23 protein-coding genes are annotated in these 25,320 nt (G+C 71.6%); 16 read left to right on the plus strand and 7 right to left on the minus strand.

Annotation, left to right across the window (positions count from 1 at the left end):
• Positions 1–57 precede the first annotated feature (57 nt).
• The 4 genes from ABT08_RS05165 to ABT08_RS05180 form a co-directional block, all read right to left on the minus strand.
• Positions 58–1,233, minus strand: a complete 1,176-nt coding sequence (locus tag ABT08_RS05165; RefSeq protein WP_056209539.1) for a sensor histidine kinase — start codon at positions 1,231–1,233, stop codon at positions 58–60.
• A gap of 71 nt (positions 1,234–1,304) precedes the next feature.
• Entirely contained in the window at positions 1,305–1,721 is a 417-nt protein-coding gene (locus tag ABT08_RS05170; RefSeq protein ID WP_288114155.1) for an arsenate reductase ArsC, read from the minus strand.
• Positions 1,718–2,245: a GNAT family N-acetyltransferase gene (locus tag ABT08_RS05175; protein WP_056209532.1), complete on the minus strand. Its 528-nt coding sequence runs from the start codon at positions 2,243–2,245 to the stop codon at positions 1,718–1,720. The genes ABT08_RS05170 and ABT08_RS05175 overlap by 4 nt, the downstream gene beginning before the upstream one ends.
• The gene (locus ABT08_RS05180) at positions 2,233–3,540 is read right to left on the minus strand and encodes an FAD-dependent oxidoreductase (protein ID WP_288114156.1); all 1,308 of its coding nucleotides are present in this window, start codon (positions 3,538–3,540) and stop codon (positions 2,233–2,235) included. The genes ABT08_RS05175 and ABT08_RS05180 overlap by 13 nt, the downstream gene beginning before the upstream one ends.
• 82 nt (positions 3,541–3,622) lie before the next feature.
• On the opposite strand from ABT08_RS05180, the gene ABT08_RS05185 reads away from it, so the two are divergent.
• A complete protein-coding gene (locus tag ABT08_RS05185; protein WP_045246652.1) occupies positions 3,623–3,967 on the plus strand; it encodes an ArsR/SmtB family transcription factor in 345 nt (114 codons plus the stop codon).
• 183 nt (positions 3,968–4,150) lie between these two features.
• Here the strand turns inward: ABT08_RS05185 and ABT08_RS05190 are convergent, their stop codons facing one another.
• Positions 4,151–4,438, minus strand: a complete 288-nt coding sequence (locus ABT08_RS05190) for a metal-sensitive transcriptional regulator (RefSeq protein WP_056209531.1) — start codon at positions 4,436–4,438, stop codon at positions 4,151–4,153.
• A gap of 116 nt (positions 4,439–4,554) precedes the next feature.
• Between ABT08_RS05190 and ABT08_RS05195 the strand changes: the two genes are divergently transcribed.
• The 3 genes from ABT08_RS05195 to ABT08_RS05205 are packed head-to-tail and all read left to right on the plus strand — an operon-like array spanning position 4,555 to position 7,629.
• The gene (locus tag ABT08_RS05195) at positions 4,555–5,190 is read left to right on the plus strand and encodes a DUF5134 domain-containing protein (RefSeq protein ID WP_200930917.1); all 636 of its coding nucleotides are present in this window, start codon (positions 4,555–4,557) and stop codon (positions 5,188–5,190) included.
• A gap of 37 nt (positions 5,191–5,227) precedes the next feature.
• Positions 5,228–5,962 carry a YcnI family protein gene (locus ABT08_RS05200; RefSeq protein ID WP_082483215.1) on the plus strand — a complete coding sequence of 245 codons (735 nt, stop codon included), beginning with the start codon at positions 5,228–5,230 and terminating at the stop codon, positions 5,960–5,962.
• Positions 5,959–7,629: a copper resistance CopC/CopD family protein gene (locus ABT08_RS05205; protein WP_288114159.1), complete on the plus strand. Its 1,671-nt coding sequence runs from the start codon at positions 5,959–5,961 to the stop codon at positions 7,627–7,629. Before ABT08_RS05200 ends, ABT08_RS05205 begins: the two co-directional genes overlap by 4 nt.
• 7 nt (positions 7,630–7,636) lie before the next feature.
• On the opposite strand, the gene ABT08_RS05210 is transcribed toward ABT08_RS05205, so the two are convergent.
• Together ABT08_RS05210 and ABT08_RS05215 are read right to left on the minus strand one after the other, a co-directional pair.
• Complete coding sequence (locus ABT08_RS05210; protein WP_137877520.1) at positions 7,637–8,464, minus strand: M48 family metalloprotease; 828 nt, start codon at positions 8,462–8,464, stop codon at positions 7,637–7,639.
• A 2-nt stretch (positions 8,465–8,466) separates the two neighbouring features.
• Positions 8,467–8,838, minus strand: coding sequence for a BlaI/MecI/CopY family transcriptional regulator (locus ABT08_RS05215; RefSeq protein ID WP_045246655.1), 372 nt, complete (start codon positions 8,836–8,838; stop codon positions 8,467–8,469).
• Between the two features lie 140 nt (positions 8,839–8,978).
• On the opposite strand from ABT08_RS05215, the gene ABT08_RS05220 reads away from it, so the two are divergent.
• The 12 genes from ABT08_RS05220 (at position 8,979) to prfA (ending at position 25,077) form a co-directional block, all read left to right on the plus strand.
• Positions 8,979–9,200: a heavy-metal-associated domain-containing protein gene (locus tag ABT08_RS05220; protein ID WP_045246656.1), complete on the plus strand. Its 222-nt coding sequence runs from the start codon at positions 8,979–8,981 to the stop codon at positions 9,198–9,200.
• On the plus strand, positions 9,197–11,323 hold the full coding sequence (locus ABT08_RS05225; protein ID WP_288114160.1) for a cytochrome c oxidase assembly protein: 2,127 nt from the start codon (positions 9,197–9,199) through the stop codon (positions 11,321–11,323). The genes ABT08_RS05220 and ABT08_RS05225 overlap by 4 nt, the downstream gene beginning before the upstream one ends.
• Complete coding sequence (locus ABT08_RS05230; RefSeq protein WP_353743278.1) at positions 11,320–13,575, plus strand: heavy metal translocating P-type ATPase; 2,256 nt, start codon at positions 11,320–11,322, stop codon at positions 13,573–13,575. Before ABT08_RS05225 ends, ABT08_RS05230 begins: the two co-directional genes overlap by 4 nt.
• Before the next feature lie 64 nt (positions 13,576–13,639).
• Positions 13,640–14,470 (plus strand): transglutaminase-like domain-containing protein, encoded by an 831-nt coding sequence (locus ABT08_RS05235; protein WP_045246658.1) that lies wholly within the window; start codon positions 13,640–13,642, stop codon positions 14,468–14,470.
• 42 nt (positions 14,471–14,512) lie between these two features.
• Positions 14,513–16,180 carry an arginine--tRNA ligase gene (locus tag ABT08_RS05240; RefSeq protein WP_137877522.1) on the plus strand — a complete coding sequence of 556 codons (1,668 nt, stop codon included), beginning with the start codon at positions 14,513–14,515 and terminating at the stop codon, positions 16,178–16,180.
• A gap of 7 nt (positions 16,181–16,187) precedes the next feature.
• Entirely contained in the window at positions 16,188–17,003 is an 816-nt protein-coding gene (locus tag ABT08_RS05245) for an LmeA family phospholipid-binding protein (protein ID WP_056209514.1), read from the plus strand.
• Between the two features lie 125 nt (positions 17,004–17,128).
• Positions 17,129–18,538, plus strand: a complete 1,410-nt coding sequence (gene lysA, locus ABT08_RS05250) for a diaminopimelate decarboxylase (protein ID WP_056209512.1) — start codon at positions 17,129–17,131, stop codon at positions 18,536–18,538.
• A complete protein-coding gene (locus tag ABT08_RS05255; RefSeq protein ID WP_056209509.1) occupies positions 18,535–19,860 on the plus strand; it encodes a homoserine dehydrogenase in 1,326 nt (441 codons plus the stop codon). Before lysA ends, ABT08_RS05255 begins: the two co-directional genes overlap by 4 nt.
• Before the next feature lies 1 nt (position 19,861).
• Complete coding sequence (gene thrC / locus ABT08_RS05260) at positions 19,862–20,950, plus strand: threonine synthase (protein WP_137877526.1); 1,089 nt, start codon at positions 19,862–19,864, stop codon at positions 20,948–20,950.
• Positions 20,941–21,882, plus strand: coding sequence for a homoserine kinase (thrB, locus tag ABT08_RS05265; RefSeq protein WP_137877572.1), 942 nt, complete (start codon positions 20,941–20,943; stop codon positions 21,880–21,882). The genes thrC and thrB overlap by 10 nt, the downstream gene beginning before the upstream one ends.
• Positions 21,883–22,002: 120 nt before the next feature.
• Complete coding sequence (rho, locus tag ABT08_RS05270; RefSeq protein ID WP_288114161.1) at positions 22,003–23,973, plus strand: transcription termination factor Rho; 1,971 nt, start codon at positions 22,003–22,005, stop codon at positions 23,971–23,973.
• Positions 23,974–24,000: 27 nt separating this feature from the next.
• The gene (gene prfA, locus ABT08_RS05275) at positions 24,001–25,077 is read left to right on the plus strand and encodes a peptide chain release factor 1 (protein WP_288114164.1); all 1,077 of its coding nucleotides are present in this window, start codon (positions 24,001–24,003) and stop codon (positions 25,075–25,077) included.
• Positions 25,078–25,320: the final 243 nt, after the last annotated feature.

The raw sequence follows: 25,320 nt of genomic DNA on the forward strand, positions 1-25,320 counted from the left end.
TCCCCACAGGGTCAGGGTGCGTCGAGACATCGCCGCTCAGCGTAATCGGATGCCGCGTCACGCCGCGTGCGGCAGCACCACCCAGACACTCGCGCCGCCTGCTGGCGATTCCGCGATGCCGATGCGGCCGTGGTGTCCTTCGACGATGCGACGGCAGGTCGACAGGCCGATGCCGAGGCCCGCGACATCCGTCTGGTCACCGCGCTCCATGAGTCCGAACACCTTCTCGCGCTGGGGCTCGGGGATGCCCGGCCCGTTGTCGTCGACGGTGATGCGAGACCCGTCGGGGAGCGGCTCGACCCGCACGATGATGTGCGGCGCGTCGGACGTCGTCGCACTGAACTTCACCGCGTTCGCGACGAGGTTCTGCAGCAGGCCTCTCAGCAGCGTCGGGTCGGCGACGACCGGCGCCGGAGCGTCGACCTCGATCGTGGCGCCCGTCTGCGCGAGCGGGGTGTCGAGGTCGTCGATGACCGCGGCCATGACGTCCTCGACGTCGACGGCGGCGACGCGCGGCACCTCGCCGCCCACGCGGGCGAAGTCGAGCAGGTCGCTGATCATCGTCGACATGCGGTCGGCGGCGGCCTCAGCCCGCGCGAGCGCCCGGCTCGCCTGCGGGGCATCCGAGAGCTCGGGGCTGTCGGCGGCGAGCTCGATGAACCCGGACAGCGCCATGAGCGGGTTGCGCAGGTCGTGACTGATGCGGCCAGCGAACTGCTCGAGCTCGTGGTTCGAGGTCTGCAGCTCGCGCGTGACGCGCCGCAGCTCGAGCACGTCCACCACCTGGTGGGCGAGGATGTCGAGGGTCGCCGCATGCTCTGCAGACAGCTCACCGACCTCCTCGTCGAAGATGCAGAGCGTGCCGATCGCGATGCCCGAGGGCGTGATCAGCGGGCTCGACGCGTAGAAGCGCACGTTGCCGATCACACCGGTGACGAACGGATTCGCGGCGAAGCGGTCGTCGAGACGGGCATCGGGAACGATCACCCGGCCGGGCTGCTCGAGCACCACCGCGCACATCGAGTCATCCCGCGAGCAGACGGCCGCCGTGAACCCGACCGCGGCGATCTGATGCTGAAAGCGATCGTCGATGATGTTGATGACCGCCGTCGGCACGCCGCAGATGGTGGCGGCCAGCTGCACCAGACCCTGCAGGTCGGACTCGGGCGGATCCTCGAGCAGCTCGTAGTCGGCGATCGTCTGGCGGCGCGTGACGTCGTGTGCAGTCGACAAGGTCGGGTCCTCCCGTCGGGTGGCACCAGATTAGCGGTCTGCGCGCGCTCGGGGTGCGCGCAGAGGGCGACTCAGTCGGATGCCGCGGCGCGCCCGTCGAGCTCGGCGACCAGCGCGTCCACGCGTGCCCGGATCTCGTCGCGCACCTGCCGCACGACCTCGATCGGCTGGCCGGCGGGGTCGGTGAGCTCCCAGTCCTCGTAGCGCTTGCCGGGGAAGATCGGGCAGGCGTCGCCGCACCCCATGGTGATGACCACATCGGCCTCGCGCACGGCGTCGGTCGTCAGCAGCTTCGGCTGGCGGGCGCTGAGGTCGATGCCGAGCTCGGCCATCGCCTCGACGGCGACCGGGTTGATCGTCTCCCGCGGCTCGGACCCCGCCGAGCGCACGTCGACCCGATCGCCCGCGATGGATTCAAGGTATCCGGCGGCCATCTGCGAGCGGCCGGCGTTGTGCACGCACACGAACAGCACGGTGGGGGTGGTCATGAGTCGGCTCCTGTTCCGGCGATCGCTGATCGCCGCTCGATGAGTAAGGTGTCGCGCCACGTGCCGGCGCGCGGTCCAAGGGTCGATCGTGCGATGCGCTCGCGGCGGCCGACGACGCGGAAGCCGGCGGCCTCGTGCAGGCGCAGGCTCGCGGCGTTCTCGGGGAAGATGGCCGACTGCACGGTCCAGTAGCCCGCGGCATCCGTCGCGTCGAGGAAGCGTGCGAGCAGGGTGCGACCGATCCCGCGCCCCCGGTGGGCGGGGGAGACGTAGATCGAATGCTCGATGACCCCGCGGTAGACGGGACGAGCCGAGACGGCGGATGCCGCCACCCACCCCACGACCTCGTCGTCGAGGGTCGCGACGAGTCGGGGTGCGGCGAGGCGTGCGTGATCGAAGGTCGCCCAGTCCGGCGTCGCCGTCTCGAACGTGGCGTCGCCGCCCGCGATGCCGGCCGCGAAGATCTGCTCGACGGCCGGCCAGTCGGCCGCGACGAGCGGTCGGATCTCGGTCACGCGCAACATCCTCCCGCATCGGCCCGGTCGGTCGAGCACACGCCGGTGGCCGGCAGGTCGAGCACGACGGCCTGCGCGGCGGCGAGGTCGCCGGCGAGCCACGCCGCGACCGACCGCACCTGCTCGTAGCCCGTGGCGAGCAGGAAGGTGGGGGCGCGACCGTAGGACTTCATGCCGACCGTGAAGAAGCCGGGCTCCGGATGCCGCAACTCGGCGAAGCCGTGGGGTGCGACCGTTCCGCAGCTGTGCAGGTTCGGGTCGATGAGCGGCGCGAGTCGACGGGGCGCTTCGCTCACCTCGTCGAGGTCAAGTCGGAGCTCGCGCGTGATCGTGAGGTCGGGTCGGAATCCGGTGGCGGCGACCACGAGATCGACGTCGAACGAGGCGGGCGCATCTGCGGTGACGCCACTGACCCGCACACCGTCGCCCGCCGAGGACACCCGCTCGATGAGAAACCCGTCGCGCACCTCGACGACGCCGGCGTCGACGAGTGCGTCGAGGCGGGAGCCGAGCCGCTCGCGTTCGGGGAGGTCGTCGGCGGTCGACGGGCGCAGCGGCGGCCGTCGACGCACCCAGACCGCGCGGGTGCCCGGGGCGCCTTCGGAGAGTTCCGCGAGGGCGAGGAGAGTGTGCGCGGCCGAGTGGCCGGTTCCGACCACGGCGACCGAACGTCCGGCGAGCCGTGCCCGGTCGCGACCGAGCACGTCGGGCAGGGGCGGGAGCACGAACGAGCCCACCTCGTCGAGGCCCAGCGGAGGCAGCCCGTCGCCGCCGATGGGGTTGGGGGTGTCGAGGGTTCCGGAGGCGTCGATCACGGCGCGGGCGAGCACGGACTCGACCTCACCGGTGGCTCGCCGCACCCGCACGACGAACGGGGCGTCGCCACGGCCGTCGCTGCGGGTGCGGTCGCGGCCGAGACGGGTGACGGCGACGACGCGGGCGCCCATGGTGATGCGAGGGGAGAGTGCCGCGGTCTGCGCGAGCGGTTCGAGGTAGCGGGTGACGACGTCGGCTCCGGTGGGCACCTCGTCGGGGTCGGGCGCGAGCCATCCGGTCGGCGCGAGCAGACGCCCTGCGGCCGGATCGACGAGGTAGCGCCAGGGCGAGAAGAGGGCCACGTGGCCCCACGACCGCACCGCGGCCCCGGCCGACTCGCCCGCCTCGAACACGATCGTGTCGATCGATCTCTCGAGCAGATGCGCGGCGGCGGCGAGCCCGACCGGGCCCGCACCGATCACGACGACGGGATGCGTCGACGCGGCCGTGGCTCCGCGAGGGCGCGGCGTGAGATCGAGGAGCGGCACGCGGCATCCTTTCATCGATGACGATCGATGCTCAGTATGCGGACATCTATCGATGACTGTCAATATCGACTAGCATCTATGCATGCCGACCATGCTTCCCCTGCTCGGGCAGGATGCCTGCGGCCTCGAGCTCGCCCGACCTGCCATCGAGGCGGACGCCGCAGAGGCGCTCGCGCTGCGGGTCAAGGCGCTCGCCGATCCGACCCGTCTGCGCCTGCTGTCGATCGTCGCCGCGGCGGAGGCCGGCGAGGCCTGCGTCTGCGACCTGACCGAACCGGTGGGTCTGAGTCAGCCCACGGTGTCGCACCACCTGCGCGTGCTCACCGATGCCGGATTCCTCGAGCGCACGAAGCGCGGCACCTGGGCCTACTACCGACTCGTCGACGGCTCGCTTGACGCGCTCACCGCGCGCATCGCCGCGATCTGAGAATGACGACGCCCGCCTCCGAAGAGGCGGGCGTCGTGGTGTCTGCGGTGATTACTTGCCGCAGGTGCAGCTGTCGCCGCAGTTGCAGGTGCCGCCGTTGGCGGTGCAGTTGCAGGCGTGCTGGGCGACGGGAAGCGTCGTGGTCTCTGTCATGGGCGTGTCCTCTCGGTGGTGGGTCGTGCGTCAGGAGCGCACGAGTCGGGCGATGGCGGCGCTGGCCTCGGTGAGCTTCTCCTCCAGGTCACCTTGCTCGCCCGCGTGGGCGACGCAGTGGTGGAGGTGATCGTCGAGCAGCGACAAGGCGACCGATTCGAGCGCGCTCGTCACGGCCGACACCTGGGTGAGGATGTCGATGCAGTAGCGGTCTTCGTCGATCATCTTTCCGATGCCGCGCACCTGGCCCTCGATGCGCTTGAGTCGTCGCTCGAGCGACGGCTTGTCATCGATGTAGCCCGGATGCGTGGTCTCCATGCGACCGACGATACCCCATTGAGGTATTCCGGGCGGGGACAGATCGCCGTGAAAATGACGCCCCCCGCCCGACGGGAAATTTCTCTACAGTTCGTGGAGTAATGTGTGCGCTCGTGATGTCCGATCCCGCCGCCGCGACCGCCGTCACCGTCATCTTCGCCCTCGTGCTCGTGCACGCCGTGGTGCGGGCTGTCGTCGCCTTCGGCTGGGTCGACCGCGTCTCCAACCTCGTGCACGCCGTCATGGCGGTCGTGATGCTCGCGATGCCGTGGTCGTGGTACGCCGTGTTCCCCGTCGCCGCCCAGATCGCGTTCTTCACCGCGGCGACGTTCTGGTATCTCTACCTCGCGCTCTTCCGCCCCTCTGTCGCCGCGGCCCCGGCCACCGACCACCACCGTCACCCGGCCGTGCTCGTGTACCACGCCGTCATGATGCTCGCGATGGTGTGGATGGCCGTCGCGATGACGCCGGTGACCGCGGCATCCGGGATGGACGACGTGGGCGGCATGTCGATGGGCCACGGCACGGACGGCATGCCGATGACCGGCTCGGCCGACTGGGCGCTCGTGATCACGTGGGCGTTCGGGCTCCTGTTCGTCGTCGCCGCGCTCTGGTTTGTCGTCGCGGCGCTACGACGCGCGATCACCGCCACCCGCCTGTCCGGGCATGCCGGGATCGTGATTCTCGACACGCTCGCGACGGCCCTCATGGCGGCCGGAATGGCGTGCTCCTTCCTCCTCCTCATGACGTGACGGCCCGCGCCGACCTCGTACCCCGAAAGGACCCCTCATGCGATCACGTTCCACCCGTCGACCGGCGCGGCTCTTCTTCCGCATCGCCGCCGGCGCCGCCGTCGGCCTCGCCGGGGTGCTGCTGACCGCGACCGCCGCGTCCGCGCACATCCACGTCGACGGCACCGACGCGACCCAGGGCGGTGAGGGGGTGCTCACGTTCCGCGTGCCCAGCGAGTCCGACACCGCCTCGACGGTGGGCGTGCAGATCACGTTCCCCGCCGACACCCCGATCGCCGATGCCTCCACGCAGCCGAAACCCGGCTGGACCGCCACGATCACGACCGCCAAGGCATCGACCCCCATCCAGACCGATGACGGACCCGTCGACACCTACGTCACGCAGGTGACGTGGAAGGCCGACAGCGCGGCGGCGGGCATCGCGCCCGGCGAGTTCGACACCTTCGCCGTGGCGGTCGGACCGCTGCCGGCCGTGGCATCCGTCTCGTTCCCGGCACTGCAGACCTACAGCGACGGCTCGCAGGTGAACTGGAACGAACAGGCCACCGGTGGCGTCGAGCCCGAGCACCCCGCGCCCACCCTGACACTCGCGGCGCAGTCGGACGCTCCCACCCCGACGCCGACCGCAGAAGCTGCCTCGGTCGACGGCGGCTCGACCGCATCGGCGCCCGCGTGGCCCGGTATCGTCGGTCTGATCGCCGGCGGCGTCGCGCTGGTGATCGCGATCGTCGCGATCGCCCGCACCTCTCGCAAGGAGACCCCGTCCGCGTGACGAACCTTCCCGCCCGGACCCGGCGTCCCCGCCGGGTCCGGGCGTTCCTGTTCGCGCTCGGCGCGCTGCTCGCCGCCGCGACAGTGCTGCTCGGCGCCGTTCCTGCCGACGCGCACGCCGTGCTCGTGCGATCGAGCCCGGTCGACGGCAGCCGGCTCGACGCCGCGCCGGCGCGGGTCGTCCTGACCTTCGACGAGCCCGTGCAGCTCGTCGACGGCATGACGCGGGCCTTCTCGTCCTCGGGTACGCGCGTCGACACGGGAGACATCTCCCGCAGCGGCGGTGACACGCAGGTCGTCGTCCCGCTGACGCCCGATCTTCCCCGGGGCAGCTACACCGTCAGCTGGCGCGTCATCTCGGCCGACACCCACGTCGTGTCGGGCTCGATCTCGTTCGGCGTGCAGCAGGATGCCGCGTCCGCCGCGGCGACCGGTTCCGCCGCGCCCACCTCGCTCGACGTCGTCGCGCAGACCGCGATCGGACTCGGGTACGTCGGCGTCATTCTCGCGCTCGGGGTCGCCCTGCTCGCGCGCCTGCTGTGGCCGGACACCTGGCGTCGTCGCCGCGTGCGGCTGATCGTCTGGGCGGGAGGGGCGGCGCTGTTCGTCGGGGCGCTCGTCGACCTGCTGCTGCAGGGGCCCCGCGCCGATGAGACCGGCTGGCACGGTGTGCTGCGGCTCGACGGTCTCGGCGAGACGCTCGCCGGCTCGTACGGGCAGTTGCTCGTCGCCCGCATCGTGCTCGCCGTCGTCGGGGTCGTGCTCGTCCGGTCGCTCGCGCGCCGCGCTGGGTTCGCCGCCTACTCGGTCGCGCAGGCGGGGGTGCTCGTTACCATCGCCCTCGCCGGGCACGCGGGTGTCGGCGCCGACGTCGTGCTCGCGGCCACCGCGGCCGTCGCCCACCTGGCCGCCATGGCTGCGTGGGCCGGGGGGCTGCTCCTCCTTCTGGTCGCCGTTCTCCCCGGCGTGACGGGCGCGCCCGACCTCGACCGCCTGCGCCTCGGCACCTGGTCGATCATCGCGTTCGTCTCGGTCGCCGTACTCGTCGTGTCGGGGGAGTACCAGGCGTGGCGCGAAGTGCAGCCGGTCGCCTCGCTCTGGTCGACCCCCTACGGTGTGACGCTGCTCGTCAAACTCGCGTTCGTCGCGATCGCGCTCGCCGGCGCGCTCGCCGCCCAACGGATGGTCGCTCGCCGACGTTCCGGCGCCGGCGCCGATGCGGCATCCGTCTCGGTCGTGCGCGTGCGCCGGTCGCTGCGGATCGAGGCGGTCGCCGTGGCCGCGGCCATCGTGGTGACGAGCGTGCTCACCGCCCTGCCGCCTGCCTCCGGTACCTACGGGCCCGCGGCGACCGTGACCGCCCCGGTCGGCGACACCGGTGCGACCGCCGTCGCGGAGCTCTCCACGACCCGCCATGGCCCGCTCGTGATCACCGTGCACGTCACCGATCGAAACGGCACCCGGATCGATCCCGAACTCGTCACCGGCGTGCTCTCGTCGCCCGACAACGGGGTCGCCGGCATCGATGTCACTCTGACCCACGACGGGGCGTCGTGGGTCACCACCGACGCCGTCGTACCGATCGCCGGGGCCTGGACGCTGCAGCTGACCGTCACGATCGATCAGGCGCACGCCTACGCGACCGCGACGACCTTCCGGGCGTGGTGAGCGCGGGTCAGCGCAGCGACGCGACCGCGCGCTCGTAGACCGGCGCGACCGGGGTGAGGCGACCGGCCAGCCGGCAGGGACGCTGGGCGAGGCGCTCGGCGCGCAGCTCGACAGTCACGTCGCCGGTCGCGCGACCGACCCGCACCAGCGCGTTCGCGAGGTGCACGGCACCCGCACGGCGGGAAGCCGCGTCATCGGCCGCGAGCTCGATCAGCAGGCTCGTCGATCGGCGCAGACGCTGCGCGGCGCCGCTGCGCGGCATGCAGGCGAGGTTGAGGTCGGCCAGCCGCAGCACGAGCTCGTGGTGCGCCGACAGATGCGCCCGCTCGTGCGCGACGACCGCGCGCAGCTGTGCCGGGGTGAGTTCGCGCACGAGCCCCGCCGACACGGCCACGGTGTGGGGCTTCCCCGGGATCGCGCAGGCGAACACCTCGTCGGTGTCGCACACCAGCAGCTGCCAGTCGGATGCCGCCACGTGCACCGTGTGCGGCAGGGTCAGCACCGAGCCGCGATTGCGGCGCACCGCGTCGAGCACCTCCGCCGACCCCGACGCCACGATGACCACCGTGCCGCCGACGGCGAGGAGCGACATCCATGCGAAGACCGTCACGATGACCCCGGCCGCGCCGGACTCCGATCCTGACCCGGCGATCGCCAGCACCAGGCCGACGATGCCGGCACCGATCAGGCACGCGACGCCGCCGAGCACCGCGGTGAGCCAGAGCCCGAGGGCGAGGCGCGGCATCCGCACCTGCCAGCGACCGGCCGCGAGGGTGCGGGGAGCGAGCAGCACCACGGCGACGGCCGCGGCGAGCAGGACGAGGAGCGCGACCACGGTCAGCGCTTGCGGGGGGCGAGGGCCGACCGCAGCAGGTCTGCGTCGGTCTCGCTGAGGTCGCCGACGAACTTGAGGAGCACGGCGCGGCGGTCCTCGTTCTGGCTCAGCGCGTCGACCATGGTGCGGCTCGCGCTCTCGGCGGCGGTGAAGGTGGCGGCGAAGCGCTGCTTGCGCGGCGAGTCGCCCGATCGCACGACCTCGCCCTTCTCGGTCAGTCGCTCGAGGGCGGTGAGCACCGTCGTGTAGGCGGGCTCGTCGCCGACGATCTCCTCCTGGATCTGCGCGGCCCCGACGGGTTCGTCGTGTGCGCGCAGCACCGTGAGGATCGCGGCCTCCAGCTCGCCCCTGCCGCGCGTGCGCACACCTGCCATCTGCGTACCTCCGTGCGTGATTCTACGAGATGTGGAGACAAGGATGCCGCGCCTCAACGCGCTAGACAAGACGTAGAGTTGTCTCCGACACATCGCCGATGGGCGCGCGCGGCGCGGTCGGCACGAGAACGAGGCGAATCATGACCCAGGACCTGGCCGACATCCAGCTGCTGCGCATCGACGGCATGACCTGCTCCCACTGCGAGCACTCCGTCACCGAGGCGCTCGTCGCCCTTCCCGAGATCGCCGCCGTCACCGCCGACGCCGCCGCCGGCACGGCGCGCATCGAGGCCGTCGGCGCCCTCGACCTCGACCGGATCGACGCGGCGGTGACCGAAGCCGGATACCGCCTGGTGCGGTGAGCTCCGCCGCCGCGGTGGCCGCGGCATCCGCCGACGAGCTGCCGGCCTACGAGACCGCCCGTGACACGCGGCGCGGCGCGGTGCTTCTCGCGCTCGTCGTCGTCGCGCTGGTGATCATGCTCGGCACGCCGGTCGTCGTCGCGATCGTGCGCGGCGACACGAGCTACACGCAGCTGTTCCGCAGTTATCCGGGTCAGCTCACCGCGATCGCCGCGACTCTCGGGCGTGCGCTCGTCGACCTCGCCGGCTGGCTCACAGCCGGCTCGCTCGCGGTGCTGATGTTCCTGCTCGCGCGACCCGGCAAGGACCGCGTGATCATCGACGACCAGCCCGAATGGCACGTCGCCCGCTGGGCGTCGATCGCCTGGGCGGTGCTGGCCGCCGCGATGATCGTGATCGATGCGGCGGATGCCAACGGACTCAACGTGTTCGACGCGATCGGATCGCCGGCGCTCGGCTACCTGCTGCAGATCTCGTACCTGCCGGTCGCGTGGATCGTGGTCGCCGTGCTCGCCACCATCGCGGCCGTCGTCATCAACTTCGCCGTCACCTGGGTGGGACTACTGATCCCGCTCTGGTGCAGTGCGATCGCTCTGCTGGCCCCGGTCGTGGTCGGTCAGATCCTCGTGGGTCCCGGTCACGACTTCGGCACCGACGCCGGAACCGTGCAGACCATCGCCGCGGCGGCACTGTTCGGAAGCGGTATCCTGCTCGCGCTCCGCGTCTGGCGGGGCCGACTGCTGCGGCCCGCCACGCTGCGACGCTTCTGGCTGCTGGGCGTCGTCGCCTGGGCCCTTGCCGCAGGAGCGGCGATCGTGCTCGCGTTCTTCAAGCTCGCCGGTCCCGGCGCCTGGGTGAACCCGACCTGGTACTTCGTGATCGCGCAGGGTGTCGTGCTCGCGGCGACCGGTGTGCTGCTGTTCGCGGGGTTCCGCGCCTTCCGGGCGGGTTCCCTGACGAGCCTCCGGGTGACGATCCTCGCGACCTCCATCGCCGCGTGCGGCGTCGCGTTCTTCGCCATCGCCGAGGCGATGATGCGGGTGCCTCCGCCGCAGTACTTCCTGCCGAGCGACATCACCGAGGTGTATCTCGGCTTCGACCTGCCGATCGCGCCGAACTTCCTCGTGCTGGCGACGAACTGGCGGCCGAACATCCTGTTCCTGGTGATCGCGGCGGCGGGCGTCGCCCTGTATTACGGGGCGCTGTGGCGCCTGCGGCGTCGCGGCGACCACTGGCCGCTCGGCCGCACGATCGCGTGGACCCTCGGATGGGTGACGATCGTGGTCGCGACCTCCTCGGGGTTCGGCCAGTACTCCGGTGCCCACTTCGGCATCCACATGATCGTGCACATGACGCTGAACATGCTCGGGCCGCTGCTGCTGGTCATGGGCGGCGTCGTGACCCTGCTGCTGCGTGCGACGACGCCGCATCGCCGCGGCGAGCCGGCCGGTCCGCATGAATGGCTCACCGAGCTGCTGCACTGGCCGGGGCTGCGCATCCTCTACAACCCGCTCGTCGTGTTCGTGCTGTACATCGCCTCGTACTACGGGCTGTACCTGTCGGGCCTGTTCGAGGCGATCATCCGATACCACTGGGCCCACCAGGCGATGAACATCCACTTCCTGATCGCCGGGTATCTCTTCTACGGGCTCGTCATCGGCGTGGATCGCCCGCCGAGGCCGCTGCCGCCGATCGGCAAGCTGGGCTTCGTGCTCGCCGCGATGCCATTCCATGCCTTCTTCGGCATCATCCTGATGACGGCCTCGGTGCCGGTCGCGGAGAACTTCTACGCGACCCTCGACCTGCCCTGGAACCAGGACCTCATGGCCGCGCAGTACCTCGGTGGCGGCGTCGCGTGGGCGGGGGGAGAGATCCCGCTGATCATCGTCGTGGTGGCTCTCGGCATCCAGTGGGCCCGCCAGGACCAGCGCGAGGCCGCCCGCAAGGACCGCCACCTCGACAGCGGGCTCGACGACGACTTCGACGCCTACAACCGCATGCTCGCACGGCTGCAGGCCCGCGGGGGGACTGCTCCGGTGACGGATGCCGCCCCCGCCGTTGCGGCGACCACCGGACCCGCCGCTCCGAGCGCCGCCGCCGACCCGGGGGAGACCCGCCCGTGACCACGCCCGTCGACATGCTGCCGCTCGCCGACCTCGACCGTGTCGAGCTCTCGATCGGCGGGATGACCTGCGCCGCCTGCGCGGGCCGTGTCGAACGCGCCCTGGGAAAGCTCGACGGCGTCACCGCATCGGTCAACTTCGCGACCGAGCGCGCCGTCGTGACGGGCCTCGCGCCCGAGCAGGCCGATCAGGCGGTCGCTGCGGTCAAGAAGGCCGGGTACGAGGCATCCGTGCGGGTCGACGGCGACGACGAGTGGAGTCGACGCGCCGCGGTCGACCGCGTCACGAGCCTGCGTCGACGCCTGCTGGTGTCGGCGATCCTCACCGTGCCGCTCATGGACATCACCCTCGTGCTGGCGCTCGTGCCGGGCCTGCGCTTCCCGGGATGGGAGCTGCTGTGCGTGCTGCTGTCGCTGCCCGTCGTGACGTGGGCGGCGTGGCCGTTCCATCGCGCGACCGCCCGCAACCTGCGTCACGGCTCGGTGACCATGGACACGCTGGTCTCGCTCGGCATCCTCGCCTCGTTCGGGTGGGCCGTCGCGACGATCCTCATGGGCGAGGGCGGGTCGTCGTACTGGATCGGCTACGGTCAGACCCCCGCGGGCGCGAGCGCCATCTATCTCGATGTCGCCGCGGGCATGACCACGTTCCAGCTCGCGGGCCGCTATTTCGAGTCGCGCTCGCGGCGCAAGGCGGGCGACGTGCTCGACGCGCTCGCCGCCCTCGCGCCCGACCGGGCGCGCGTGGTGCGCGACGGGGTCGAGGTCGTCGTGCCCTCGGGTCAGGTGCGCGTCGGCGAGCTCGTCGTCGTGCGGGCGGGGGAGACCATCCCCGTCGACGGACAGGTCGTCGAGGGGCGTGCGTTCGTCGACACGAGCACCGTCACCGGCGAGCCCGTGCCCCGCGAGACGACCGTCGGCGACCTCGCCGTCACCGGCACGACGAGCGCCGACGGGCGGCTCGTGCTGCGCGCAGTCGCGGTCGGCGCCCACACCCAGCTCGCTCAGATGACCGCGATCGCCGAGCGCGCGCAGGCCTCCAAGGCCCGCGTCGAAGCGCTCGTCGACCGCATCGTGCGCGTCTTCGTGCCGGTCGTGATCGCGCTCGCCATCGCCGTCGGCGTCGCGTGGCTCTGGGCCGGCGCCCAGCCCGCCCACGCGATCGGCGTCGGCATCTCGGTGCTCATCATCGCCTGCCCGTGCGCCCTCGGGCTCGCGACCCCCACCGCCCTCATGGTCGGCATCGGGCGCGGTGCCCAGCTCGGCATCCTCATCAAGGGGCAGAGCGCGCTCGAGGCCTCCGGCCGCATCGACACCGTCGTGCTCGACAAGACCGGAACCCTCACGCTCTCCACCCTCGTGATCGAGCAGCTGACCCTCGCGCCGGGAGCCGACCGGGTGCGCGTACTGCAATGGGCCGCCGCCGTCGAGCAGGGGTCCGAGCACCCGGTGGCCGCCGCGATCGCCCGGTACGCCGCGGCATCCGTCGCAGATCTGCCGACCGTCACCGACTTCCGCACCATCCCTGGCCGGGGCGCCGCGGGCGTGATCGACGGCCGCGAGGTCGTCGTCGCGAGCGTGCCCCACGCGATCGACGAGCGGATGCCGCTCCCCGCCGACGTGCGCGACGCCGTCGACGACGCGGCGGCATCCGGCCGTTCGAGCGTCGTGCTGGCCACCGACGGTGTCGTGGAGGCGGTCTTCACTGTCGCGGACGAGGTGCGCCCGAGCGCGAAGGCCGCCGTCTCCCAACTGCAGCGCATGGGGCTCTCGACCGTGCTGCTCACCGGCGACACCGCGGCCGCCGCGCGCCGCGTGGCCGACGAGCTCGGCATCTCCGAGGTGCGCGCCGAAGTCATGCCCGCCGACAAGGCCGGGGTCATCGCGGCGCTGCAGGCCGACGGGCACCGGGTCGCGATGGTCGGTGACGGCATCAACGACGCCGCCGCCCTCGGCACCGCCGATCTCGGCATGGCGGTCGTCTCCGGAACCGACATCGCGCTGAAGTCGGCCGACATCATCCTGGTGCGCGACGACCTGCGGGTGATCGCCGATGCGATCGCCCTGTCGCGGCGCACGCTGCGGACCATCCGCGGCAACCTGGTGTGGGCCTTCGGCTACAACGTTGCCGCGATCCCCCTGGCTGCGGCGGGCCTGTTGAACCCGCTGATCTCGGCCGCGGCGATGTCGCTGTCGTCGGTGCTGGTGGTCTGGAACAGCCTTCGCCTGCGGTCGGCGAAGGCGCGTCGCTAGCGGCATCCGGGGCGGATTCCACCGCCGTCATCCGGGCGTCACAAACCCGTGCGAGGATACCTCGGTGCAACGCTCCGTCCTCGCCGAACTCGACCTCGATCTCACCTCGACGACCGACCTGATCTTCCAGATCTCGGCCGCTCAGAACGTGCAGACCTCGAGTGAGAATCTGACGTTCCGTCAGGGTGAGCGCATCTACACCCCGACGGAGATCGTCGATCAGTCCGGCAGCCGCCTGCACCGTCTCACGGCCGAGGCGGGCGCCCTCGAGGTGCGTTACGACGCGATCGTGGAGGGGCAGTCCTCCAACGGTCACACGAGCGACCTCGAGGCGATCACCTACCTGCGGCCGAGCCGCTACTGCCAGTCCGACGAGGTGTTCACGCAGGCCCGACGCCAGTTCAAGGGCCTCACCGGCCACGACCTCATCGCCGCGGTCACCTCCTTCGTCTCGACGAGCACGACCTACACCCCGGGACTCAGCCTCGGCACCGACAGTGCGGTGACCACCCTCATGACCGGGCAGGGCGTCTGCCGTGACTACGCGCATGTGGTGATCGCGCTGCTGCGCGCGATGGACATGCCCGCCCGCTACACAGCCTGCTTCGCGCCGGGTCTTCGCCCGATGGACTTCCACGCCGTCGCCGAGGCATACCACGACGGCGCCTGGTACGTGATCGACGCGACCCGCCTGGCGAACCGCCGCTCGCTCGTGCGCATCGCCACGGGGCGCGACGCGGCCGACTGCGCGTTCCTCAGCTACTACGGCGGCAACGTGCGGCTCGCCCGCATGAACGTCGACGCGTGGGTGACCGACGTCCCCGAGGGGCAGCCCGCCGAGGAGCTCGTCGACCCGGCCGTCGACGACCACGAGTCGCTCGTGCAGCTCGTCTGACGCGGAAGGATGCGCCGCGCCCGCCCGTAGACTTGTCGGGCTATGGATCCCGAAGCCCTCTCCACGCTCCTGCTCGATGTCGTCCGTCCCGCCGTCGAGCGGCGACGCGAGGGCGCGGGCGGCGAGCTCGCGGCATCCGACATCGTCCTCGAGCGTCCCAAGAACCGCGACCACGGCGACTGGGCCTCGAACATCGCGCTCAAGCTCGCCAAGGGCCTCGGGGCGAACCCGCGCGAGCTCGCGACCGAGATCGCCGACGCCCTGACGGCGGCGCCCGGTGTCGCGAGCGTCGAGGTGGCAGGCCCCGGCTTCATCAACATCCGACTGGATGCCGCGGCCGCCGGCGCACTCGCGAAGGTCATCGTCGAGGCGGGCGCCGCGTTCGGCACGAACGAGAGCCAGCACGGCAACACGATCAACCTGGAGTTCGTCAGCGCGAACCCGACCGGTCCGCTGCACATCGGCCACACGCGCTGGGCGGCGCTCGGCGACGCGGTGGCGCGACTGCTCCTCGCCAGCGGTGCGACGCTCGTGCGCGAGTTCTACATCAACGACGCCGGCGCGCAGATGGAGCGCTTCGGCCGCTCGGTGCTCGCCGCGGCCACCGGGGGAGAGGCCCCCGAGGACGGCTACGCGGGCGCCTACATCGACGACCTCGGCCGCCGGGTGCTCGCCGCCCGCCCCGACATCGCCGACCTCGACGCCGACGAGGCGGTGATCGTCGCGCGCGATCTCGCCTACGAGTACCAGCTGGGCGAGATCCAGGCCTCGCTCGCGCGCTTCAACGTGCACTTCGACGTGTGGTTCTCCGAGCGCGTGCTGCACGCACAGCCCGAGGACGGCGGGCCGAGCCTCGTCGACGAGGCGGTCGACCGGCTGCGCGCCCAGGGACACGTGTTCGACCAGGACGACGCGGTGTGGGTGCGCACGACCGCGTTCGGCGACGACAAGGATCGCGTCATCCGACGCTCGAACGGCGAGTACACCTACTTCGCCGCCGACGCCGCCTACTACCTGAACAAGGGCGACCGCGGCTTCGCGCACAAGATCTACCTGCTCGGCGCCGACCATCACGGCTACGTGCACCGACTCAAGGCGCTCGCGGGCGCGGCGGGCGACGACCCCGACCGCGACATCGAGGTGCTCATCGGCCAGCTCGTCTCGGTCAACGGTGCACGCCTCAGCAAGCGCGCGGGCAACATCATCGAGCTCGACGACCTGCGGGACTGGCTCGGCACCGACGCGCTGCGCTACTCCCTCGCGCGCTACCCGGCCGACTCGCCGCTGACGCTGGACCCCGAGATCCTGCAGAAGCGCACGAACGACAACCCGGTCTTCTACGTGCAGTACGCCCACGCGCGCACGCACAACGTCGCCCGCAACGCGGCCGACTCCGGGGTCGACCGCTCGGCCTTCGCACCCGAGCTGCTCACGCACGAGACCGAGAGCGCGCTGCTCGGGGCGCTGCAGGAGTTCCCGCGCATCGTGGCGTTCGCCGCCGAGGTGCGCGAGCCGCACCGCGTCGCGCGCTACCTCGAGGAGCTCGCCGGTCTCTACCACCGCTGGTACGACAACTGCCGCGTCATCCCGCTCGGCGACGACACGATCGACGACGTGCACCGCACCCGCCTGTGGCTCAACGACGCCACCGGCCAGGTGCTGCGCAACGGCCTCGATCTGCTGGGTGTGAGCGCCCCCGACCGCATGTGAGGCATCCGTGACCGACGACGCCCGATCGACGTTCCCGTTCGAGATCCCCGAGCAGGATGCCGCGCCGCGCCGCCGACGCCGGTGGGTCGTGTGGGTCGTCGCGATCGTCATCGTGGCGGTGCTCGCGGTGGCTGCCTGGTTCGCCGGCGACGGGATCGCCCGTGCGATCGTGACCTCGGTCATCCAGCAGCAGGTCAAGAGTCAGCTGGCGCTGCCGGCAGATCAGCAGGTCGACGTGCAGTTGTCGGGTCAGGTCATCCCCCAGCTCATCGGCGGGCGTCTCGACGAGGTGCGCGTCTCCTCGTCACAGGTGAGCGCCGGAGGGGTGACGGGCGCGGCCGACGTCACGCTGCACGGCCTCGACCTGTGGAACGATCACGCCATGACCGGCGGCGAGGGCACCATCCGCCTCGACGAGCAGCAGCTGCGCACCCTGCTCGCCGCACAGCAGGGATTCCCTGCGGAATCGGTCGGGCTCGCCGCGCCGAACGTGACGGCCTCGAGCCAGCTGTCCTTCCTCGGCGCGCAGATCCCGGTGTCGATCGCGCTCACGCCGTCCGCGAAGGACGGTGCACTCGTGCTCACCCCGGCCTCGCTCCAGATCGCGGGCGCGACGGCCACCGCCGACGACGTGCGGGCACGATTCGGGGCGTTGGCCGCGCCGCTCACCCAGTCGTGGACGATCTGCGTGGCCGGCAGCATCCCCCGTGGCATCACCCTCACGGGGGTCTCGGTCGAGGCATCCGATCTCGCGGCGACGTTCTCGATCGACGGCAGGATCCTCACCGATGCCTCGCTGCGCCAGAAGGGCTCGTGCGGCTAGCCGCCCATCCCCGGCGCTGTATGCCCGGTGCCCTAGACTCGTGCCGTCCCGTTGTGTCACCGCGCCGCACGGTGCGGGCGCGTGGGTTTCACCGCGCCGCAGCATCCGTCGATTGGTTCCCGTCCGTGTCCGCCTCGCCCGACCGCCCCACCGTGCCGACCTGGCTCGAGGTGCCGCGCGACGCCAATGACCTGGCTGAGCGTGTGTGGCCGGCGTCGGCGACACGGGATGCCGCGGGCGCGCTGCAGCTCGCGGGCGTCACCGCACCGGCGCTCGCGGCCCGCTTCGGCACCCCTCTCTACGTGATCGACGAGGACGAGGTGCGGGGCCGTGCTTCCCACACGCTCGCGGCCTTCACGGCGGCGGCCGCACGACACGGGGTGTCGGCGCGCGTCTACTACGCCGGCAAGGCGTTCCTGTCGACCGAGGTCGTGCGCTGGGTGACCCAGGAGGGTCTTGCCGTCGACGTGGCGAGCGAGGGTGAGCTCGCCGTCGCGCTCGCGGCCGGCGCGGACCCGTCCCGCATCGGCGTGCACGGCAACAACAAGTCCGTCGCGCAGCTGGAGCGCGCCGTCGCCGCGGGCGTCGGCTCGATCGTCCTCGACAGTCTCGAGGAGCTCGATCGGCTCAGCGCGATCGTCGCTCGCACCGGGGCGACCCAGCCGGTGCTCGTGCGGGTCGTGAGCGGCGTGCACGCCGAGACCCACGACTTTCTCGCGACCGCCCACGAGGACCAGAAGTTCGGCTTCGCCCTCGCCGATGCGCCGGCGGTCGTCGCCCGCATCCGTGCGACTGCGGGCCTGCAGTTCATCGGACTGCACTGCCACATCGGCTCCCAGATCTTCGGGTCGGCCGGCTTCGCCGAGTCGGCCCGCCGTCTCGTGGCCGTGCACGCCGAGCTGCTCGCCGCCGGTGCCGTGCCCGTGCTGAACCTCGGTGGCGGGTTCGGCATCGCCTACACCCGGGTCGACGTGCCGAGCCCGATCGACGAGCTCGCGGAGCAGATCGTCGACGGCGTCGCGCTGGCGTGCGCCGAGCGCGGCATCCCGATCCCCCACCTGGCCTTCGAGCCCGGACGCGCGATCGTCGGACCCGCCGGCGTCACGCTGTACACGGTCGGCACGGTCAAGCCGGTGCGGGTCTCCGACGACCTCACCCGCACCTACGTGAGCGTCGACGGCGGGATGAGCGACAACGCCCGCCCCGCGCTGTACGGCGCCCACTACTCCGCGCGACTCGCGAGCCGTGTGAGCAGCGCCGATGCGGCACTCGTACGTGTGGTGGGCATGCACTGCGAGTCCGGCGACATCGTCGTCGACGCCGAATACCTTCCCGGGGACGTCGCCGCCGACGACCTGCTGGCCGTGCCCGCGACAGGTGCCTACTGCTTCTCGCTCGCGAGCAACTACAACTACGTGCCCCGCCCGCCCGTCGTCGCCGTGCGCGGCGGCGAGGCGCGCGTGATCGTGCGCGGAGAGACCATCGATGACCTCCTGGCGCGCGATGCCGGGGTCGCCCTCGAAAGGAACGCATGACCGACTACCGACTGCTGCGCGTCGCCCTGTTGGGCGCCGGCGCGGTGGGCAGCCAGGTGGCCGCCCTGCTGCTCAAGCACGCCGACGAGCTCGCCGACCGCGCGGGCGCCCGTCTCCAGCTCGCAGGGATCGCCGTGCGCAGCCTCGACGCCCCGCGCGACACGGAGCTCCCTCGCGAGTTGTTCACGACCGACGCGGCGAGCCTCATCGCCTCGAGCGACATCGTCATCGAGCTCATCGGCGGCATCGAGCCGGCCCGTGAACACATCCTGAGCGCGATCGGCTCGGGCGCCGACGTCATCACCGCGAACAAGGCGCTGCTGGCCACGCACGGCCCCGAGATCTTCGAGGCCGCCGACCGCGTGGGCGCCTCGGTCTACTACGAGGCCGCCGCCGCCGGCGCCATCCCCATCATCCGTCCGCTGCGCGACTCGCTCGCGGGCGATCGCGTGCGACGCATCATGGGCATCGTCAACGGCACGACGAACTACATCCTCGATCGCATGGACACCGAGGGTGCCGAATTCTCCGACGTGCTCGCCGACGCGCAGCGCTTGGGATACGCCGAAGCCGACCCGACCGCCGACGTCGAGGGCTACGACGCCGCGCAGAAGGCCGCGATCCTCGCAAGCCTCGCCTTCCACACCGCCGTGCCGCTCGAGGCCGTGCACCGTGAGGGCATCACCGCCATCGACAAGGCGATCATGGATGCCGCGCGTCACGCCGGCTACGTCGTGAAGCTGCTCGCGGTGTGCGAGCGCCTCGACGGACAGGACGACAGCCCGACCGGTGAGGCGATCTCGGTGCGCGTCTACCCGGCGCTCGTTCCCCGCAGCCACCCCCTCGCGAGCGTCCACGGCGCCAACAACGCCGTGTTCGTCGAGGCCGAGGCCGCCGGCCCTCTCATGTTCTACGGCGCCGGCGCCGGCGGCGTGCAGACCGCGTCCGCCGTGCTCGGCGACGTCGTGTCGGCCGCACGCCGTCACATCGCCGGCGGTGTCGGCGTGGGGGAGTCCACGCGCGCCAACCTCCCCGTCGTCGAGGTCGGCCGCGTCGTCACCCGCTACCAGATCACGCTCGAGGTCGTCGACCAGCCGGGCGTCCTCTCCACCGTCGCCGGACTCCTCAGCGACGGCCACGTCTCGATCGCCACGGTCGAGCAGACCACCACCATCGGTGAATCGGATGCCGCGGCCACCGCGCGTCTGGTCATCGGCACGCACAAGGCCAAGGAGCAGGACCTGAGCGCCACCGTCGAACGACTCGCCGCGAGCGAGGTCGTCGCACGGGTGGTCTCGGTGCTGCGCGTCGAAGGGAACTGACATGGCACACGTCTGGCGCGGAGTCCTGCGCGAATACGCCGACCGCCTCGGGGTGACCGAGGCATCCACCGTCGTCACGCTCGGGGAAGGCGGCACGCCGCTCATCCCGGCCGCGGCGCTGTCGCAGCGCACGGGCGCCGACGTCTGGGTGAAGTTCGAGGGCATGAACCCGACCGGCTCCTTCAAGGATCGCGGCATGACCGTCGCGCTCTCCCGCGCCGTCGAGCACGGCGCGAAGGCCGTCATCTGCGCGTCGACGGGGAACACGTCCGCGTCGGCCGCGGCCTACGCGGCGCACGCCGGCATCACCGCCGCCGTGCTCGTGCCCGAGGGCAAGATCGCGATGGGCAAGCTCAGCCAGGCGGTCGCCCACGGCGGGCGCCTCATCCAGGTGCGCGGCAACTTCGACGACTGCCTCGAGATCGCCCGCGAGCTCGCAGCGCACTACCCGGTGCACCTCGTGAACTCCGTCAACCCCGACCGCCTCGACGGCCAGAAGACCGCGGCCTACGAGGTCGTCTCGCAGCTCGGCGACGCCCCGGACTTCCATTTCATCCCGGTCGGCAACGCCGGAAACTACACGGCCTACACCCGCGGCTACCGTGAGGAGGCCGACCGCGGTGTCTCGACCCGCGTGCCGCGCATGTTCGGGTTCCAGGCCGAGGGCTCGGCGCCGCTCGTGCGGGGCGAGGTCGTGAAGAACCCCGAGACGGTGGCGAGCGCCATCCGCATCGGCAACCCCGCCTCCTGGGACTTCGCGATCGAGGCGCGAGAGGCCACCGACGGCTACTTCGGCGCGATCGACGACGCACGGATCCTCGCGGCGCAGAAGCTCCTCGCCGAGACGGCGGGCGTGTTCGTCGAGCCGGCCTCCGCGATCAGCGTCGCGGGCCTGCTCGACCGTGCCGAGGCGGGCGTCATCCCCGCCGGCGCGCGTGTCGTGCTCACCGTCACCGGCCACGGGCTCAAGGACCCCCAGTGGGTGCTCAAGGGCGCGGACGGCGTCGACGTGACCCCCACGGTCGTCGACGCGGCGACCAGCGAGGTCGCCTCGGTGCTCGGCCTCGCGCCCGCCGAGGCATCCGCGTGAGCGTGCCCCCGGGCCGTCGCGCCGTCGTCCGCGTGCCGGCGACGAGCGCGAACCTCGGCCCGGGCTTCGACACGCTCGGCCTCGCGCTGAGCGTCTACGACGAGGTGACGGTCACAGCCCTCGCCGACGACCGCCTCGAGATCGAGGTCACCGGCGCGGGCGCCGACGGCGTGCCGCGGGATGCCTCGCATCTCGTCGTGCGTGCGATGGCCTACGCGTTCGAGGCCGTGTCGCGCACGCTGCCCGGCATCCGGCTCGAAGCCCACAACGTCATCCCCCACGGCCGCGGCATGGGGTCCTCCGGCGCCGCGGTGGTGTCGGGCCTGCTCGCCGCGAAGGGCCTGCTCGAGGGTGACGTCGAGCTCGGCCCCGACCTGCTGCTGCGCCTCGCGACCGAGCTCGAGGGGCACCCCGACAACGTCGCGCCGGCGTTGTTCGGCGGCCTCACGATCGCCTGGGTCGACGAGCTCGGTCCGCAGCACAAGAAGCTGCTCGTGCACCGCGGCGTCTCGCCGATCGTGTTCGTGCCCGAGTTCACCATGTCGACGTCCGTGGCGCGCTCCCTGCAGCCGCTGCAGGTGTCGCGCGAGGACGCGGTGTTCAACGTGTCCCGCTCGGCGCTGCTGATCGCCGCTCTGACCCAGAGCCCCGAGCTGCTGATGGCCGCCACCGAGGACAAGCTGCACCAGAACTACCGGGCCGCAGCGATGCCGGAGACCGATCTCCTCGTGCGCGAGCTGCGCGCGGCGGGGTTCCCCGCCGTCGTGTCGGGGGCGGGCCCGAGCGTGCTCGTGCTCGCCGACGGCCCGGGCCGTCGCCTCGAGGCGGCGGCCCTCGCCGCGACGCGCACCGAAACGCCGTGGGAGGCGCTCATGCTGGCCGTCGATGTGAGGGGTGGTACAGTGAACACCGACGCGGAGGGTGCCTCGTAACGTCGTTTACACGGCCTCCGTCGCAATCTGCGAAACCGCGCGATCCCTGAAATCCGATTTCCGAGCCACGCTCGATCGGTCCCGAGGATCCTCTTCGGGTGGGCGGATGTCTCTCTGTCGATGTCCGTAGTCGTCGCGCGCCCCATCCTCTACAAGGGAGTACTCGTGGAGTCCATCTCCGAGATCCAGACCGAAGACAACACCACCCCGGCCGACGCGGCGCTGCCGTTCGAGGGCCCCGACATCGAGGTGCCGAGCGACCAGCCGGCGCCGGCCGATGCCACCCCCGCGGCCGCCGACGCGCCCGCTGCCGAGGCCGACGCACCCGCGCGCAAGACGGCCCGTAAGCCCGCCCGCCGCCGCGTCTCGGCACTCGCCGCCGACCTCGGCGTCGACGCCAAGACCGTCATCGCTCGCGCCGCCGAGCTCGGTGCGAGCCTGAAGAGCGCGCAGTCGGCCGTCGACGACGACCTCGCTGCGCAGCTCACCGCATCCTTCGCCGAGCCCGCTGACGCCGCCGCGGTCGAGCCGGCAGCGATCGACACCGTCGAGGGTGACCTGGCCACCGAGGGGGATGCCGCGGCATCCGCCGCCGACGAGGCGCCGGCCGACGCCGCCGCGGCCGGTGAGACCGAGGGCGCCGAGCAGGCCGACGGCGAGCCCGCCGAGGGCGAGCAGCCCACCGGCAGTCGTCGCAGCCGTAGCCGCAACCGGAACCGCAACCGCAACCGCAACGCCAACGGCGGCGAGCAGGGCCAGGCGCCCGCCGCGAGCGAGTCCTCGGACGACGCGCAGGCCGCCCCAGCGATCGCCGGCGGCGCGCAGACCCCTGCCCAGAGCCGCAACCGTCAGCGCAACAAGCGCCGCGGTCAGGGCCAGACCGGTGACGAGTTCGAGACCGAGATCGGCGAAGACGACGTGCTGCTGCCGATCGCCGGCATCCTCGACGTGCTCGACAACTACGCCTTCGTGCGCACGACCGGCTACCTTCCCGGCCCGAGCGACGTCTACGTCTCGCTCGGTCAGGTCAAGAAGTACAACCTGCGCAAGGGTGACGCGATCGTCGGCGCGATCAAGCAGCCGCGCGAGAACGAGGCACCCAGCCGCCAGAAGTACAACGCCCTCGTCAAGGTGGACTCGGTCAACGGCCTCGCCCCCGACGACGCCGAGAACCGCGTCGAGTTCGGCAAGCTCACCCCGCTCTATCCGCAGGAGCGCCTGCGTCTCGAGACGGCGCCGGAGAAGCTCACGCAGCGCATCATCGACCTGGTCGCCCCCATCGGCAAGGGTCAGCGCGGCCTGATCGTCGCGCCCCCGAAGGCGGGCAAGACGATCGTGCTGCAGCAGATCGCGAACGCGATCGCGACCAACAACCCCGAGGTCCACCTCATGGTCGTGCTCGTCGACGAGCGGCCCGAAGAGGTCACCGACATGCAGCGGACGGTCCGCGGCGAGGTCATCGCCTCGACCTTCGACCGTCCCGCCGAAGACCACACCACCGTCGCCGAGCTCGCCATCGAGCGCGCCAAGCGCCTCGTCGAGCTCGGTCGCGACGTCGTCGTTCTGCTCGACTCGATCACCCGTCTCGGCCGCGCCTACAACGTCTCAGCGCCCACGAGCGGCCGCGTGCTCTCGGGCGGTGTGGACGCCTCGGCGCTGTACCCGCCCAAGCGCTTCTTCGGCGCGGCGCGCAACATCGAGAACGGCGGCTCGCTGACGATCCTCGCGACGGCGCTCGTCGAGACCGGCTCCAAGATGGACGACGTCATCTTCGAGGAGTTCAAGGGCACCGGCAACAGCGAGCTGCGTCTCTCGCGCCAGCTCGCCGACAAGCGCATCTGCCCGGCCGTCGACGTGAACGCGTCGAGCACGCGCCGCGAGGAGATGCTGCTGTCGGCCGACGAGGTCAAGATCACGTGGAAGCTGCGCCGCGCACTCGCCGGCCTCGACGCCCAGCAGGCGCTCGAGGTCGTGCTCGGCAAGCTCAAGGAGACGCAGTCGAACGTCGAGTTCCTCGTGCAGATGCAGAAGTCGATCCCGGCGCCCGCCGGTGGCGGCCACTCGCACGGACACGAGAACAACATCCGCTGATCCGGGTTCGCCGTGGCTGAACCCGCGATGTTCGACTCGGCCCGCCAGCTGATCGACGAGCACAAGGCCGTCCAGGAGGAGCTCTCCGACCCGGCCGTGCACGCCGATGCGGCGCGCGCGAAGCGCGTCAACCGGCGCTACGCCGAGCTGTCGAAGATCGTGCACGCCTACGAGGCGTGGGGCGCGGCATCCGATGATCTGGATGCCGCGCGCGAGCTCGCCCGCGAGGACGACGCCTTCGCGGCGGAGGTCCCGGCGCTGCAGGAGCGCCTGGCGACCCTGCAGGAGCGCCTGCGACGCCTGCTGATTCCGCGTGATCCCGACGATGCGCGCGACGTGATCATGGAGATCAAGCAGGGCGAGGGCGGCGCGGAGAGCGCGCTGTTCGCCGCCGATCTGCTGCGTATGTACCTGCAGTACGCCGCCTCGATGGGGTGGAAGACCGAACTGCTCGAGCGCAACGAGTCCGACCTCGGCGGTTACAAGGACGTGCAGGTCGCGATCAAGGGCGCGGCCAGCGACCCGTCGCAGGGCGTGTGGGCGCATCTGAAGTACGAGGGCGGGGTGCACCGCGTCCAGCGCGTTCCCGCGACCGAGTCACAGGGACGCATCCACACCTCGACGACCGGGGTGCTGGTGTTCCCCGAGGTCGACGAGCCCGAAGAGATCCACATCGACGCGAACGACCTGAAGATCGACGTCTTCCGGTCGTCGGGGCCGGGGGGTCAGTCGGTGAACACGACCGACTCCGCGGTACGCATCACCCACCTCCCGACGGGCATCGTCGTCTCGATGCAGAACGAGAAGAGCCAGCTGCAGAACCGCGAGGCGGGAATGCGCGTGCTGCGCGCACGCCTGCTCGCCCAGCAGCAGGAGGAGCTTGCGGCGGCCGCCTCCGACGCGCGTCGATCGCAGATCCGCGGCATGGACCGCTCGGAGCGCATCCGCACGTACAACTTCCCCGAGAACCGCATCGCCGACCACCGCACCGGCTACAAGGCGTACAACCTCGACCAGGTGATGGACGGCGCCCTCGCGCCGGTCATCGACGCGTGCATCGCCGCGGACGAGGAAGAGCGTCTCGCGGCCCTCGCCGCGGACTGATCACCGACCGCGCCGACCGCGCCCGCTGCGCACCCATGCGCACCTCGCGCCGTGCGCGGTCACGCCGCGCTCCACCTCGGGCCGCGTCATCCGCGACCTCGTCGCCGTCCCCGCGGGCCGTGTCAGATGTGGTACTCGGGCGTCGTCAGGATGCTGCGCGTGTCGTCGCCGTCGCGGCGCGGGCGCGCCTTGGCGGGAATGCCGACGATCACGGAGTCGTCGGGCGCGTCGCGCGTCACGACG

The sequence above is a fragment of the Microbacterium sp. SCN 71-21 genome (genome assembly GCF_001725695.1).
GTDB classification, from domain to species: domain Bacteria; phylum Actinomycetota; class Actinomycetes; order Actinomycetales; family Microbacteriaceae; genus Microbacterium; species Microbacterium ginsengisoli.

Coding starts and splice junctions, on each gene's coding strand:
- ABT08_RS05170 (WP_288114155.1), bottom strand. CDS start 1,721: ATGACCACCCCCACCGTGCTGTTCGTGTGCGTGCACAACGCCGGCCGC.
- ABT08_RS05175 (WP_056209532.1), bottom strand. CDS start 2,245: ATGTTGCGCGTGACCGAGATCCGACCGCTCGTCGCGGCCGACTGGCCG.
- ABT08_RS05185 (WP_045246652.1), top strand. CDS start 3,623: ATGCCGACCATGCTTCCCCTGCTCGGGCAGGATGCCTGCGGCCTCGAG.
- ABT08_RS05190 (WP_056209531.1), bottom strand. CDS start 4,438: ATGGAGACCACGCATCCGGGCTACATCGATGACAAGCCGTCGCTCGAG.
- ABT08_RS05195 (WP_200930917.1), top strand. CDS start 4,555: ATGTCCGATCCCGCCGCCGCGACCGCCGTCACCGTCATCTTCGCCCTC.
- ABT08_RS05200 (WP_082483215.1), top strand. CDS start 5,228: ATGCGATCACGTTCCACCCGTCGACCGGCGCGGCTCTTCTTCCGCATC.
- ABT08_RS05215 (WP_045246655.1), bottom strand. CDS start 8,838: ATGGCAGGTGTGCGCACGCGCGGCAGGGGCGAGCTGGAGGCCGCGATC.
- ABT08_RS05220 (WP_045246656.1), top strand. CDS start 8,979: ATGACCCAGGACCTGGCCGACATCCAGCTGCTGCGCATCGACGGCATG.
- ABT08_RS05240 (WP_137877522.1), top strand. CDS start 14,513: ATGGATCCCGAAGCCCTCTCCACGCTCCTGCTCGATGTCGTCCGTCCC.
- ABT08_RS05255 (WP_056209509.1), top strand. CDS start 18,535: ATGACCGACTACCGACTGCTGCGCGTCGCCCTGTTGGGCGCCGGCGCG.
- thrC (WP_137877526.1), top strand. CDS start 19,862: ATGGCACACGTCTGGCGCGGAGTCCTGCGCGAATACGCCGACCGCCTC.
- rho (WP_288114161.1), top strand. CDS start 22,003: ATGTCCGTAGTCGTCGCGCGCCCCATCCTCTACAAGGGAGTACTCGTG.
- prfA (WP_288114164.1), top strand. CDS start 24,001: ATGTTCGACTCGGCCCGCCAGCTGATCGACGAGCACAAGGCCGTCCAG.